Annotated in this window: 13 protein-coding genes and 1 tRNA gene; 12 read left to right on the top strand and 2 right to left on the bottom strand. The window is 68.0% G+C overall.

The window, feature by feature from the left end; all coding sequences use genetic code 11:
• The first annotated feature begins 406 nt into the window (after positions 1 to 406).
• A complete protein-coding gene (locus P2424_RS24160) occupies positions 407 to 2200 on the top strand; it encodes a DUF262 domain-containing protein (RefSeq protein ID WP_276477818.1) in 1794 nt (597 codons plus the stop codon).
• 329 nt (positions 2201 to 2529) lie between these two features.
• On the opposite strand, the gene P2424_RS24155 is transcribed toward P2424_RS24160, so the two are convergent.
• Positions 2530 to 3285: a GntR family transcriptional regulator gene (locus tag P2424_RS24155; RefSeq protein ID WP_276477817.1), complete on the bottom strand. Its 756-nt coding sequence runs from the start codon at positions 3283 to 3285 to the stop codon at positions 2530 to 2532.
• 171 nt (positions 3286 to 3456) lie between these two features.
• Here P2424_RS24155 and P2424_RS24150 point away from each other — a divergent pair, with 171 nt between their 5' ends.
• The 7 genes from P2424_RS24150 (at position 3457) to P2424_RS24120 (ending at position 8739) form a co-directional block, all read left to right on the top strand.
• Positions 3457 to 3834 (top strand): hypothetical protein, encoded by a 378-nt coding sequence (locus P2424_RS24150; RefSeq protein WP_276477816.1) that lies wholly within the window; start codon positions 3457 to 3459, stop codon positions 3832 to 3834.
• Positions 3831 to 4187, top strand: a complete 357-nt coding sequence (locus P2424_RS24145; protein WP_276477815.1) for a hypothetical protein — start codon at positions 3831 to 3833, stop codon at positions 4185 to 4187. The genes P2424_RS24150 and P2424_RS24145 overlap by 4 nt, the downstream gene beginning before the upstream one ends.
• A 33-nt stretch (positions 4188 to 4220) precedes the next feature.
• The gene (locus P2424_RS24140; protein WP_276477814.1) at positions 4221 to 5216 is read left to right on the top strand and encodes an FtsK/SpoIIIE domain-containing protein; all 996 of its coding nucleotides are present in this window, start codon (positions 4221 to 4223) and stop codon (positions 5214 to 5216) included.
• A gap of 18 nt (positions 5217 to 5234) precedes the next feature.
• On the top strand, positions 5235 to 5426 hold the full coding sequence (locus P2424_RS24135) for a hypothetical protein (RefSeq protein ID WP_276477813.1): 192 nt from the start codon (positions 5235 to 5237) through the stop codon (positions 5424 to 5426).
• 370 nt (positions 5427 to 5796) lie between these two features.
• Positions 5797 to 7155, top strand: coding sequence for a replication initiator (locus P2424_RS24130; protein ID WP_276477812.1), 1359 nt, complete (start codon positions 5797 to 5799; stop codon positions 7153 to 7155).
• A complete protein-coding gene (locus P2424_RS24125; protein ID WP_276477811.1) occupies positions 7145 to 7336 on the top strand; it encodes a helix-turn-helix domain-containing protein in 192 nt (63 codons plus the stop codon). The genes P2424_RS24130 and P2424_RS24125 overlap by 11 nt, the downstream gene beginning before the upstream one ends.
• Complete coding sequence (locus P2424_RS24120) at positions 7333 to 8739, top strand: tyrosine-type recombinase/integrase (protein WP_276477810.1); 1407 nt, start codon at positions 7333 to 7335, stop codon at positions 8737 to 8739. Before P2424_RS24125 ends, P2424_RS24120 begins: the two co-directional genes overlap by 4 nt.
• Positions 8740 to 8967: 228 nt before the next feature.
• Here P2424_RS24120 and P2424_RS24115 read toward each other — a convergent pair.
• Positions 8968 to 9039 (bottom strand) — tRNA-Arg (locus P2424_RS24115).
• A gap of 150 nt (positions 9040 to 9189) precedes the next feature.
• On the opposite strand from P2424_RS24115, the gene P2424_RS24110 reads away from it, so the two are divergent.
• The 4 genes from P2424_RS24110 to P2424_RS24095 all read left to right on the top strand — a co-directional run bounded on the left by P2424_RS24110 (position 9190) and on the right by P2424_RS24095 (position 13798).
• Complete coding sequence (locus tag P2424_RS24110; protein WP_276479107.1) at positions 9190 to 9687, top strand: response regulator; 498 nt, start codon at positions 9190 to 9192, stop codon at positions 9685 to 9687.
• Positions 9688 to 9929: 242 nt separating this feature from the next.
• Positions 9930 to 10901, top strand: coding sequence for a DALR anticodon-binding domain-containing protein (locus P2424_RS24105; protein WP_276477809.1), 972 nt, complete (start codon positions 9930 to 9932; stop codon positions 10899 to 10901).
• Between the two features lie 34 nt (positions 10902 to 10935).
• On the top strand, positions 10936 to 12351 hold the full coding sequence (lysA, locus tag P2424_RS24100) for a diaminopimelate decarboxylase (protein ID WP_276477808.1): 1416 nt from the start codon (positions 10936 to 10938) through the stop codon (positions 12349 to 12351).
• 148 nt (positions 12352 to 12499) lie between these two features.
• Complete coding sequence (locus P2424_RS24095) at positions 12500 to 13798, top strand: homoserine dehydrogenase (RefSeq protein WP_276479106.1); 1299 nt, start codon at positions 12500 to 12502, stop codon at positions 13796 to 13798.
• The last annotated feature ends 51 nt before the right edge of the window (positions 13799 to 13849 follow it).

Genomic DNA, 13849 nt, shown 5'->3' with positions numbered 1-13849 from the left:
GACGGCAAAGCCAGAAGCAGCGCTAATACCCGCTTTAGGAGGTTCGGCCTGGTGGCGCTGGTCCCTAAGCCTGGTAGGCACCGCGGGGATATGTAGGCTGCTCAGGTCTGCTGCTGTCCCGTCTCGTTGATGTCAGCGTCTCCGGGGAGCTCCGTTCTCCGGGCTTAGGCATGACCTTCCCAGTGTCGCAGGTCCACACGGGTACCCCAGGCCGGGGCAGGGTGGGAGCGGTCACCCATGGGCGCCGCCTGTCAGCGTTGGTTGACCTCGGATGGCCCAGGGTCGGGCTCACTCTCCACCACCTTGGTTACAGGCTCGCCGGTCCGAGCTCCCCGTGGGCAGTCAGTACCCAGCCTGCACGGGCCCACGCTATTCTCACGGCCATCACAGAGGATGGGAGCCTCGGATGCCGACACAGACCAGCACTGAGTTGTCCGTTGAGGGCGAGAGTATTCAGCAGCTCTACAACGACTACACATCCGAGAAGTTCCTGGTGAATCGGCGCTACCAGCGGAAGCTCGTATGGGGAGTGGAGGAAAAGGAGCGCCTAATCGACTCTGTCGCGCAGAAACTCCCGATCCCACTGATCCTTTTGGCTGAGTCATCGGGAGAGCACTCTGGGCGTCTCGAAGTGATCGATGGCCTTCAACGACTCAACTCCGTGTTTTCGTTTATCGAGAACGAGTTTCCCTTGAATGGGGAGTACTTCGACCTCGCAACCCTCGCAGATACGAAAATTCGCCTTGACGGCGGCAAGCTGAAACAGAAAACTCCGGTACTTGATCGCGAAGTGTGCCGAAAGATCGCCAACTACAGGCTCCCTGTATCCATTTATCGGTCAGCAAGTGACGAGTCGGTAGACGAGGTGTTTCGCCGCATCAACTCCAGTGGACGACACCTTAGCCCACACGAGATTCGACAGGCCGGGGCCACGCAAACCATTGCCACGATGGTTCGAGAACTTGCGGCTACTGTCCGTGGTGACGCTTCGTTCACTGATTTCGTGCCACTTTCCGGAATGGCAAAGATCAGCATCACGAATCACGATCTACCCTACGGTATCTTCGTCGAAAACATCTTCTGGGTGAAGCAGGGCATCTTGACTCGTGAGTCCGTTCGAGAGTCAAGAGACGAGGAACTAATTCTCGATATTCTTTTGGATCTGATGCTTGAGCGGCCAGCAGCTACAGGTCTGAGGTATCGCGACTCCGCCTACGGCATCGAGAACGACCGCGCGGTTACAAGCGTCGATGTAGTTCATCGGCGCATCCTTTCGCTTGGCGAAAGCGAACTAGAAGACCGCTTCGTAAATACGCTGGAACTCATCCAGAATGCGCTCCACAAGTCAAGTAAGCCATTCGCGGCCCTCACCGTCACGCAGGCCAACTACAGAGGTGTCCCGAGGCACTTCCAGGCGGTTTTCGTTGCGATCAACCAGCTACTGCACGACGAGAGTCTCGAACTGAAGAGCAGTAAAGATCTACTCTCCATCCTTAACGGATTTTGGGACGGAGACTTGAAAATTCCTTCAGGAGGTGGCGACTGGGGCTCCGAACGCAAGGTTCAACTACTTGAGATGGCCAAAGCCGCTCTTCGTCCGGCTTTCAAACCAAAGACGGACGCAAAGAGTACTCACCTGAAAGATCACTCAGTACGCTTCGAGGCTGCGCTTTCCATGGCCCTGACCGAAGAATCTCTCTTCGAGCTCAAACAGGGTTTTTGCCGCATCAACGACAGCGCAGTCTTTGACGATGCCAGCTTCGCAAAGATCCTACGCACTGCGAGCGCCATGGCGAATTACGGTCATGACAGCAAAGGCGTGATCTTCATCGGCGTTGCTGACGACGCGGCCGACGCCTCAGCCGTTGAGCAATTCGCGAAGATCAAGCCATTGCCATACGAAGAATTCTTCGTAACCGGAACTCAGCACGAATTGTCTGCCCTGAAGAAGACGGTAGATGAGTTGTGGCGCGAACTAACCCAGCGGATCAAGACCTCTAAACTCGACCTTGATTTCGCTGAAGCCCTCGCCCGCACGCTCGCTCCTTTCCGATACAAGGGCTACTTGCTGTGGCGTCTTGAGCCAGCTGCTATCGGCAAGCCGGTAACCTACGATAACCGCTTCTACCAAAGGGTGGGTCCGCAGACGCTTGAGGCGGTGGGGCAATCCATCATCACCTTGGTGAATCGGTTCCAGTAGGCGTCACTAGGTCGGTGGAGTGGCTTTGGGCTGGAGATGCTTTGGGGCGAGCGATTTTGGCCCAGTAAGCTGATGGCGAGTCGGGCAGTCTGTAGACCTGCCCGTTAAAGCCGACGTTTGGGCCAAGATCTTAGAGGCTCGCCCCCAAGTGGCACCTAAAGCCGTGGAGCCGACCGCCCCAGCCACAGAGGGCGTCTTCCCGCTTCATGCCCGTAGCCGCCGGGCGCGGCCAGCCGGGGCGAAGACACGAGGCAGGCCGCGCCGCAGAGGCGCGCGCCCGCGCCGTGCGCGGGCCTTGAAGACGTAGAGAAGGTCTGAGCCACATCTGCTCAGAGGGGGTACGTCAGCTCCAAGTCGTTGCCCGGCAGGTGCAGCTCTTCTAGGGCGAGCGGTCGGCCGTCAGCGTTCCGTGTGACTCGGAGGAGTTGGAGGAGCGGGACGCCATCCGGGAGGCGCAGCGCTTCCGCCTGGTCTGGAAGGGGCATGCGGGTGCGGACGTGCTCCGTGAAGTGGAGCTCGTGACCTAGGGCCGACAGGGCTTCGTACAGCTCGGGCACGGGAGGCGGGGGCTCCTCCTCGAACTTGGTGCCGACCAGTTCGGAGAACGGCACGTAGGTGCGGTGGAGCTGGCGGAGGGGGCTGCCCTCGGCCGTCTGGAGCACGTCGTACGTGAACAGCGGCTCGCCCGGAGGCACGCGGAGTAGGTCCGCCAGTGCGACCGGGGCGTCCGTGCGCGTGGCTGTGGGTTCTTCCGCGTTGGTCCAGCGGATGCCGTCGGCCTCGACGTAGCGGCCGTCCGGCTCGCGGCGGACTCCGCGTGGGCGGGTGAGGCTGGGGCGGCTGTGGGGGGAGCGGACGAAGCCGCCGCGACCGGCCATGACTTCGACAAGTCCGGAAGCTCGTAGCTCTGCAATGCCCTGGCGCACGGTCGGGCGCGTGACGCTGAACTGCTTCGCCAGAGTCTCCTCCGACGGCAGCGGCTGGCCCGAGGGGTAGGTGCCGTCCATGATGCCGGCACGCAAGTAGTCCGCGATCTGGCGGTACTTGGGCTGTTTCTGCTGCTCGTGCGGCTTCTGCTTCGGCATCGGGTCTCCGGTTCTCGGGCTCGTCGTCAGCGCGTACAGCGTCTCTCATCCCAACACGGTTGACAACCCGTACTACGGGTGGCCACTCTAGACTCTCCGCAACCCGTAGTACGGGTTGTCAAGCAAGCTGGAGGAAGGGCCTTCGGCTGCGACAGACAAGGAGTTCAGACAGTGGTAGCTCTACCGATCGATACGGCGAAGTTCACGGGGATCATCTGCGCCGTAGCCCCTACGCCGCGCATCGCCAACCGGGAGACCGGGCAGGTCCGGGTGGACCGGGACACCGGCCAGACCGTCTATCAGGTGGGCCTCTGCCTCATGTCCGGGAGGTCGGCCGACGTCGTCACGGTGAACGTGCCGGGGGAGCCGTCGGGCGTTCAGAACGGGGTGCCCGTTCAGGTCCGGGACCTGGTGGCCACGCCGTGGGAGAACGAGGGGCGGCACGGGGTCTCGTTCCGGGCGACCGAGATCAAGCCCCTGACGGCTCCGGCAGCCTCGTCCGCGTCCGGCTCGGCGGCGACGGCGTCCGGGAAGGGGGCCGGACAGTGATCGCCCTGGCCTCCGCGAATTCTGCGGGCTCCGCCTCGTCGAGCTGGGTGCTTGTGGTGGCCGCAGTGCTGGTGCCGGGTCTGCTTCTGGCGGGCCCGGCCCTGCGCCGGCGCTATCCGGTGGCCTGGTGGGTGTGCCTCGGGTTTCCGGTCGCGTGCGTCCGGGTCGTGCGGACCTGGCGGCCGTTGATGGCCGGCTGCGGGCTGGCGGTGAGCCGTAAGGCGGCGCTGATGGTCGTCTCCGGGCTCGTCGGCAACGGTTCCGCTCCGCCACAACCTCGGGTGCCTCACCGAGGACTCATACGGCCGACTCGTGGCGGCTTCTGGTTCCTCGTCCGGCTGCTGCCGGGGTAGGTGCCGGAGGACTTCGTCAAGGCGGCTCCAGCCATGGCGCACGACTGGGAAGTGCACGCGGTCCGCGTGACGACGTGGAAGCCCGGTCTCGTTCGGGTGGTGGCCTCGGCCAGTGATCCGCTCAAGGCGCCACAGATGCCCAAGCAGCGGGGTGCGGGGCGACTGCTGCGCGTTGCCGTCGGGGCGCTGGAGACCGGTGCTCAGTGGGTAGTCGACCTGCGGCAAGTACCGCACTGGCTCATCGTGGGCGCCACACGGTCCGGCAAGTCGACGCTGATCAATGCCCTGGTTGCGGGCCTCGCTCGGCAACCCGTCGCGCTGGTCGGCATCGACTGCAAGGGCGGGATGGAACTCTCGCTCTACGGTCCTCGGCTGTCGGCGCTGGCGACCAACCGGGCACAAGCGGTCAAGCTCCTCGGCGCGTTGGTCGACCTGACCTTGGACCGGATGACGGTCTGCCGCGCTGCGCGGGTCCGGAACGTCTGGGGGCTGCCGGAGGACGAACGGCCCGTGCCGATTGTCGTGATCGTGGACGAGCTGGCGGAGCTGTTCCTGGTCGCCAGCCGCAACGAGAAGGAAGAAGCACAGGCGGCGAGTACGGCTCTCATCCGACTGGCGCAACTCGGAGCGGCACTCGGCGTGTTCCTCGTCGTCGCCGGGCAACGGGTCGGCTCGGATCTCGGGCCGGGCGTCACGGCCCTCCGCGCTCAGCTCGCCGGCCGTGTCTGCCACCGGGTGGCCGACCCCGGTACGGCGGAAATGGCGCTCGGTGACCTCAACCCCGATGCATTGCACGCGGCGCAGTCGATCACACCCGAACAGGCCGGTACGGCGGTGCTCGCCTCGGCCGACGGCTGGGACCGTGCCCGGTCCCACCTGGTCTCGGAGACGGAAGCGGAGCGCGTTGCCGCCGAGTATGCGCACCTCACGCCCCACGTGCCGGAGCTGGTCACAGCAGGGGGCGGAACCTCGGCGGACGACGTTCCCAGGGCACGGCTCGAACGACTCGACGGCGAAGAGAACGAGTGAGAGAGGGGGTGGATTCCCGTGATCTTTTCCGTATCCGCCGTGGTGCTGCTCGGCCTCCTGATCTGGTTCCTGCTGCGCATCCGGTACTTCCGGTGGGCCGAGGTGCTGATCTGTTCGACCTTCGGTTTTCTCCTGGCCGAGACCGGGGCCGGGCCTGTCGTTCAGGGAGTCCTGGACGGCCTCGGCGGACTCCTCAGCCAACTGAGCTGAAGGGAGGAGTCGCCCAAATGATCTCCATGAAAAACGGCTCCCGACGGGGCGCGAAGTCGCCAAACCCGACCCCGTCAGGAACCCACTCCATCCGCTACGTCAGCAGTGAAAGGAGCAGTCTCACTTTGTCCACTGCGCATCGATCGCGCAAACCGTCGCGCCGCCCCTGGTGCGACCTGAAGGACGACGCTCACCTGAAGTGCCAAGGTTCCGAACAGGTGGTCCTGGCCGACCGCGAGGGCGCTGAGCGGCGCGTCTGCCCTGCGCACGCAGCCTCGCTCTGGTTGACGGACCCGAGTCTGCGCTTCTCCGCGAAGACTCCGCCGGAAGCCATCGCCGCAGTGATGCGGCAAGCGTTCGGGGGTGGCCGATGACGGAGGCCAGTGAGGCAGTCGCGGCCCTTGTCGAGCGCGCCGGGAGGTCGGACTTCGACGGCTGGCGGCGGAGCGTCCTCCGCCTCGGCGGCTGCACCAACCCTGTTCACCTCGTCGGCTCCGCCGCGTACGTGGACGCTGCAACGGGGGCGGCGCTCCACTCGTACACCTCGGAAGCGCTCGGCGGTCGGCTCCTGGTCGCGTGCGGCAACCGCCGGGCGACGGTCTGTCCGACCTGCGCTCAGCTCTATCGTGCGGACACGTACCAGCTCATCCGGGCCGGGCTGGTCGGCGGTAAGGCGGTCGCGGAATCGGTGAGCGGGCACCCTCGGGTGTTCGCCACCCTCACCGCTCCGAGCTTCGGTCCCGTCCACTCGCGGTGTGAGCGGGGCGGCCGGGTGCTGGCCTGCCGTCCGCGGAAGGCGGGGGAGTGCTGCCCGCATGGCGCTCCGGTCGGGTGCCATACCCGTCATGCGGCGGACGATCCGCGACTCGGTGAGCCGCTGTGTCCGCGCTGCTACGACTATGCCGGCGCCGTGCTCTGGCAGGCCCAATCCGGTGAGCTGTGGCACCGCTTCACGCTGGAGCTTCGGCGAGTGCTGGCTCGGCGTGCGGGGCTGTCCCGTTCGACGCTGGCGGACGCGGTACGGCTCTCGTACGCGAAGGTGGCGGAGTACCAGCGGCGGGGCCTCGTGCACTTCCATGCCGTCGTCCGTCTCGACGGCCCCGAGGGGTCGGGGGAGACGCCTCCTCACTGGGCAACGTCGGGTCTCCTGGCGGACGCCGTACGGGAAGCGGTCGGCCGGGTGCGGGTCGTCGCATACGGGGCCGACGTGGTCGGCTCGCGCGTCCTGCGGTTCGGCCGGCAGTTGGACATCCGTGCGGTTCCGGCGGCCGAGTCGGCGGACGGCCTGTCCTCGTCGGCGGTCGCGGGCTACATCGCCAAGTACGCCACCAAAGGGGCCGAGTCGGCCGGGGCCGTCGACGGGCGTATCCGGCACGGCAGGGACCTGGCCACGCTGCCCGTGCGCGATCACGTGCTCCGCATGATCGGCACCTGCTGGTGGCTCGGCGCGTTGCCCTCCTTCGAAGAGCTGAGGCTGCGGCGCTGGGCACACATGCTCGGCTACCGGGGCCACTTCTCGACCAAGTCCCGCCACTACTCCACCACCCTCGGCGCCCTGCGCTCGGCCCGCGCGGAGCACCGTGCGCGCGAACAGCGGTCGGCGCTGGGCCTGGACGACCGGGACGCGGTCCTCGTCGGCCAGTGGCGGTACGCGGGGCGTGGCTACAGCCCGGAGGCGGCCCTGCTCGCGGCCTCGGTCCGGGAAGGCGGTGACGGACATGGCCACTGATGAGCTGATGACCGTTCCGCAAGTTCTGGCCGAACTGGGCGGTGTTTCCCGGCGCACCTTCTACCGCTGGTGCGAGGTGGGGCAGGGCCCTTCGTCGCTCAAGCTGCCGAACGGTGAGATCCGCGTCTGGCGCAGTGAATTCACTGCATGGCTCCGGCGTCGTGAGGAGGAGGTCGTATGAAGTCACAAGACGTGCGGGTCTGGGAGATCCGGCGGAACAAGTCGAGCAAGCGGCCCTCCTACGAGGTGCGGTGGAAGGTGGCCGGGAAACCGTTCTCGAAGACGTTCCGCACCAAGGCCCTGGCCGACAGCTTCCGGGCCGGCCTCGTCAAGGCGTCTCGGGCAGGGGAAGGATTCGACACGGATACCGGCCTGCCGGACTCGTTGGTCGAAGCGGCTCCTTCCCTCACCTGGTACGAGTTCGCACTGAAGTACCTCGCGATGAAGTGGCCGCACGCAGCGCCCAACTCGCGCGACAGCATGAACGAGACGCTGACGCTGGTGAGCACGGTCCTCGTGAGCAAGAAGCCTGGTCGGCCTGCGGATCCGGCGCTGCGTAAGGCGCTGCGGGGCTGGGCGTTCGTGCACGGGTCGAACGAGGACAAGGAAGAACCACCGGCCAAGGTGAGCAACGCGCTCGCCTGGGTGGCGAAAGCATCGCTGCCGCTTGCCGACCTGAAGAGTCCGGCTGTGATGCGCAGCGTTCTCAACGCGCTCACGCTGAAGCTGGACGGCACTCCGGCCGCCCCGGAGACGGTACGGCGTAAGCGTGCCGTCCTGTCCAACGTCCTCCGGTACGCGGTCGAGGTCGGAGAGCTGAACGAGAATCCCGTGGCGTCCGTGCAGTGGAAGCCACCGAAGCTCGCCAAAGAGGTGGACCGCCGGGTCGTGATCAATCCCGTACAGGCTCGTGAGTTGCTGACCGCGCTGTCGTACGTGGGCCTCTACAAGCGGGCGCGGGGTCGTCGGATGGTCGCGCTCTTCGCCTGCATGTACTACGGCGGGCTGCGGCCGGCTGAAGCGGTCGGCCTCCGTCTCCAGGACTGCGAACTGCCGGAGAAGGGATGGGGGCGGTTCATCCTGCACAAGACGCGTCCCACAGTGGGGAAGCGGTGGACCGGGACTGGCAAGGTCCATGATCACCGTGGGCTCAAGAACCGTTCGGAGGACGAAGTCCGGCCCGTGCCGGTGCCGCCGCAACTCGTGCGGATCGTCCGCAAGCACCTTGCGGAGTTCGGCACGGCCGAAGACGGCCGGCTGTTCTTCAACGAGCGGGGCGGCGTCATCGGCTCGTCCTCGTACTCCCGTACCTGGGAGGAAGCGCGCGCCCTGGCCCTCACCCCGGAACAGGTCGCTTCACCGCTCGCCGGTACGCCGTACGACCTGCGGCACGCCGCACTCTCCTCCTGGCTGAACGCGGGAGTCGATCCGGCCGAGGTCGCGGAGCGTGCGGGCAACAGCGTGGACGTGTTGCTGACCCGCTACGCGAAGTGCCTCGACGGTCGGCAGCACGTAGCCAATCAACGGATCGACGTCCTCTGGGACGACGGTTCCGACACCGGAGACGCGAGCGAGACCGACTGAGAGCTGAGAACCGAGAGCTGAACGGCTACCGTCAGGCCCCTGGGAGTCATCCCGGGGGCCTTCTCATGCGTCGGCTCTGACCTGCGGAAACGGGACCGAATCCATCCCGCGGATACGCCGCGACCACCGACAAACAGCGGCTCGCAGTCGCATCCGGCTGCACAACGACAAACGCCCCGCAACCAGCATCCAACCTGGTCACAGGGCGTTTCGGCACTTCGTTCAAAGTACCCCCGGCAGGATTCGAACCTGCGCACACGGCTCCGGAGGCCGTTGCTCTATCCCCTGAGCTACGGGGGCGTGGCCGTCTGGGCGGCGACAGGTAGAACACTACCAGGTCACTGCGGGTGGGACGGAACGCGTTGTGCGGGTGGGTGGGAGCAGGGGTGGAAATGGGCAAATCCCGGACGCGGGTGGAGGGGCGCGCCTACGCTTCTGGGTGTGCCAGGTATGTCCGGCCGGGTGCTTGTTGTGGACGACAGCAGCGTCATCCGGCAGTTGATCAGGGTCAACCTCGAGCTCGAGGGCTTCGAGGTGGTGACCGCAGTCGACGGTGCCGAGTGCCTGGACGTGGTGCATCGCGTGCGGCCTGATGTCGTGACGCTCGATGCGGTGATGCCGCGTCTGGACGGGGTCCGTACTGCGGAGCGGCTGCGGGCCGATCCACGTACGAGGCACCTGCCGCTCGCGCTCGTGAGCGCGTGCACCGAGTTGGAGGGCGGGGGTGTGGTCGGCGGTGAGAGAGGCGTGGACGCGTTCCTGGGGAAGCCCTTCGAGCCCGCGGATCTGGTGCAGATGGTGCACCGGCTGACGTTCGGGAGACCCGGAGCGGCCGGGGCCGAGGATGGCGGTTCCGCGGGGAGAGTGTCCGGTGGGACTCCCGATGCCTTCGGCGGTGCCGACGGGGTCTCCGAAGTCTCCGAGGTTTCCGAGACTGTCGAGCACTGAGGTCCCTGAGCGTGTGCCGCCACGGCGCCGGAGTTCGGGGCGGACGCGAGAGTGCTTGACGGACCCGGCGGACGGCCGTGCGTTCCCGTGTTCCGTACTCCGCGGCTCTCCTCCTCGTCCTGATGCCGTGTGTCGTCGGCTCGGCGCAGTGTGTGAGCGCGGGGTCGGCGGGGTCCGGGGAGACGTCCCAGCTGCCGAAACCGGTTCGCGCGGACCCACCCCACCTCCCATACGCTTGCTCTGTGACCCCCGCCCAGCTCTCCCGCACCATCCGGCGCGTGCTGCCTCATGCGCTGCCCGATGGTGAGGCCGAGCGTTTCGTGGGGGAGGGGGCTGTGGGTGATGCTGCTCTCTTCGGTGGCGTACGTGTGGTGGTGGAGTCCCCGCCCAAGCGGGGCGCCGGTGATTATGCGACCGGGGTCGCCTTCCAGGTCGCGGCAGCGTGCGGCCGTCCCGCTCGGGAGATCGCGCAGCAGCTGTGCGCGCGCCTCGAGGGGGAGGTGGGCGCGGTCGGCGGGGCCGAGGTCGTCGGCGGCGGGTTCGTGAACGTCACCCTGACGAACGAGGCCCGGGTCGCGCTGCTCCGTGCGCTGACGGAGAGCGGGCCGACCGAGGCCGCAGCCCCGACCGGGCCCACAGCTCCGACCACGTCCACAGCTCCGACCACGTCCGCGGAGCCGAACCGGTCCGCGGACCGGCGGACACCGACCGAGGCCGGGACACCGCCCACCGCCCCGGCCGACAGCGTGGCACCGCCCGTCGCACCGACCGACGTCCCCGCCCGTGACATTCCGCGCTGGGCCGCGGCCACCGGTGAGGATCCGGCGGTGCTCGCGGTGCGTACCGAGCGTGCGAGTTCGCTCTTCCGGGTGCAGTACGCGCACGCCCGGGTCTGCTCGTTGCTGCGCAACGGGCGCCGGCTCGGACTGCGTCCGGAGGTGGAGAGCGCGGTGCCGCTCGGGGCCGCGGGTGCCCGGCTGCTGGCGCTGCTCGCGGACCGGGCGCGGCTCACGGCGGCCGGGCCGCTGGCGCGGCATCTGGACGCCGTCGCCCAGGCGTTCGCCGCTTTCCACGACGTGTGTCCGCCGTTGCCCCGCGGTGAGGAGAAACCCGGGGCCGCGCACCGCGGGCGGCTGGCTCTCGCCGAGGCCACCGGAGCGGTGCTGGCAGGCGGCCTGTCCCAGCTCGGCGTCAGCGCACCCGCGCATCTGTAGACATTTCGCAATCCAGGGACACAGGGACACGATCATGAGCCGTTCCGCACACCCGGCAGGGCCCCGGCACGCCGACGTTCTTCCCGAGGGCCACTACACGGCGCCTCCGGCGGATCTCAATTCACTCGACCCGCGCGTGTGGGCGCAGACCGTCGAGCGCACGCCGGAGGGCGCCGTCGCGGTCGGCGGCCTGGACGTGCGCCGCCTCGCCGAGGAGTTCGGCACCCCGGCGTATGTGATGGACGAGACCGACTTCCGGGCCCGCTGCCGCGCCTGGCGGGACGCCTTCGGGCCGGATGCCGACGTCTACTACGCGGGGAAGGCGTTTCTCTCCAGGGCCGTCGTGCGCTGGCTGCACGAGGAGGGGCTGAACCTCGACGTGTGCTCGGGCGGCGAGCTGGCGACCGCGCTGGCTGCGGGGATGCCCGCCGAGCGCATCGCGCTGCACGGCAACAACAAGTCCGACGCGGAGATCCACCGGGCCGTGGAGGCGGGTGTGGGGCGGATCGTGCTGGACTCGTTCCAGGAGATCGCCCGGGTCGCGCACACCGCTGCGCGGCTGGGGCGGCGGCAGCCGGTGCAGATCCGGGTCACGGTCGGTGTCGAGGCGCACACGCACGAGTTCATCGCGACCGCGCACGAGGACCAGAAGTTCGGGCTGGCGCTCGCCGGTGGCGGCTCGTCCGAGGCCGGGGAGGGACCGGCCGCCGAGGCGGTGCGCCGGGTTCTGATGCTGGACAGCCTGGAGCTGACCGGGATCCACTCGCACATCGGCTCGCAGATCTTCGACATGGCCGGCTTCGAGGTCTCGGCCCGCCGCGTGGTGGGGCTGCTGACCCGGGTCCGGGACGAGCACGGGGTGGAGCTGCCGGAGATCGACCTGGGCGGCGGGCTGGGGATCGCCTACACGCCGGAGGACGATCCGCGTGAGCCGCACGAGATCGCCAAGGCGCTGGGGGACATCGTCACCCGGGAGTGCGAGGCGGCGGGGCTGGCGGTGCCGCGGCTTTCGGTGGAGCCGGGGCGTGCCATCGCGGGGCCGACGGCGTTCACGCTGTACGAGGTCGGCACGCTCAAGGAGTTGGAGGGGCTGCGGACGTATGTGAGCGTGGACGGCGGGATGTCGGACAACATCCGCACGGCGCTCTACGACGCGGAGTACAGCGTGGCGCTGGTCTCGCGGGCTTCGGCGGCGGAGCCGATGCTCAGCCGGGTGGTCGGCAAGCACTGCGAGAGCGGTGACATCGTCGTGCGGGACGCGTTCCTGCCCGCCGATCTGGCGCCGGGTGATCTGCTGGCCGTGCCCGCGACCGGCGCGTACTGCCGTTCGATGGCGAGCAACTACAACCACGCGCTGCGGCCGCCGGTCGTCGCGGTGCGGGACGGGCAGGCGCGGACGATCCTGCGGCGTGAGACGGAGGAGGATCTCCTGCGGCTCGATGTCGGTTAGCGAGATATACGTCCCACATACTGGAACAGGCGTGGAATCTCCGTATCGGTAAGTGAGACTTGACGGGACGAAACGCCGGGTGCGGCAGGCCGGAAGGCGGCCCGCACCAGATGAAGTCGAGAATGAGTCGAGAAGAAGAGGTCAGATGATGCGTACGCGTCCGCTGAAGGTGGCGCTGCTGGGCTGTGGGGTCGTCGGCTCAGAGGTGGCACGCATCATGACGACGCACGCGGAGGACCTCGCGCAGCGTATCGGCGCCCCGGTCGAACTGGCCGGGGTCGCCGTGCGCCGTCCCGACCGGGTCCGCGCGGGCATCGATCCGGCGCTGGTGACCACCGACGCGGCGGCGCTCGCCGCGCGCGCGGACATCGATGTGGCGGTCGAGGTCATCGGCGGCCTGGAGCCCGCCCGGACCCTGATCACCTCGGCCTTCGAGCACGGCGCCAGCGTCGTGACCGCGAACAAGGCACTGCTGGCCGAGGACGGCTCCACTCTGCACGAGGCCGCCGACAAGTACGGCGTCGATCTCTTCTACGAGGCGGCCGTGGCCGCCGCCATCCCGCTGGTGCGCCCGCTGCGCGAGTCCCTGGCGGGTGACAAGGTCAACCGCGTGCTGGGCATCGTCAACGGCACCACCAACTTCATTCTCGACCGGATGGAGTCCACCGGCGCCGGCTACAGCGAGGCGCTGGACGAGGCCACCGCGCTCGGCTACGCGGAGGCCGACCCCACTGCTGACGTGGAGGGCTTCGACGCGGCCGCCAAGGCCGCCATCCTGGCCGGTATCGCCTTCCACACCCGGGTGCGGCTGGACGATGTGCACCGCGAGGGCCTGGCCGAGGTCACGGCGGCCGACATCGCCTCCGCGAAACGGATGGGCTGCACCGTCAAGCTCCTGGCCATCTGCGAGCGGGCCGCGGACGGCCGCTCGGTGACCGCACGGGTGCACCCCGCGATGCTGCCGCTCAGCCACCCGCTGGCCTCGGTACGGGAGGCGTACAACGCCGTCTTCGTCGAGTCCGAGGCGGCGGGGCAGCTGATGTTCTACGGTCCGGGTGCGGGAGGCTCGCCCACCGCCTCCGCCGTGCTGGGCGACCTGGTCGCCGCCTGCCGCAACAAGCTCAGCGGCGGCCGGGGTCCCGGCGAGTCGGCCTACGCGCAGCTGCCCGTCTCGCCCATGGGCGAGGTGGTCACCCGCTACCACATCAGCCTGGATGTCGCCGACAAGCCGGGTGTGCTGGCGCAGGTGGCGATGGTCTTCGCCGAGCACGGGGTCTCCATCGACACCGTGCGGCAGAAGGGCAAGGAGGGTCCGCACGACGGCGCCTGGCTCGTCGTGGTCACCCACCGTGCTCAGGACGCGGCGCTCGGCGCGACGGTCGAGGCGCTCCGCGGCCTCGACACGGTGCGCGGGGTGGCCAGCATCATGCGGGTCGAGGGGGAGTGAGCGTGCCGGGCACCGCCCGCGGGAACGCGCGGGGTGCCGGACACGGGAAGG

The sequence above is a fragment of the Streptomyces sp. WMMB303 genome (assembly GCF_029351045.1).
GTDB lineage: Bacteria > Actinomycetota > Actinomycetes > Streptomycetales > Streptomycetaceae > Streptomyces.
This window is presented reverse-complemented; position numbering and strand designations above follow the sequence as displayed.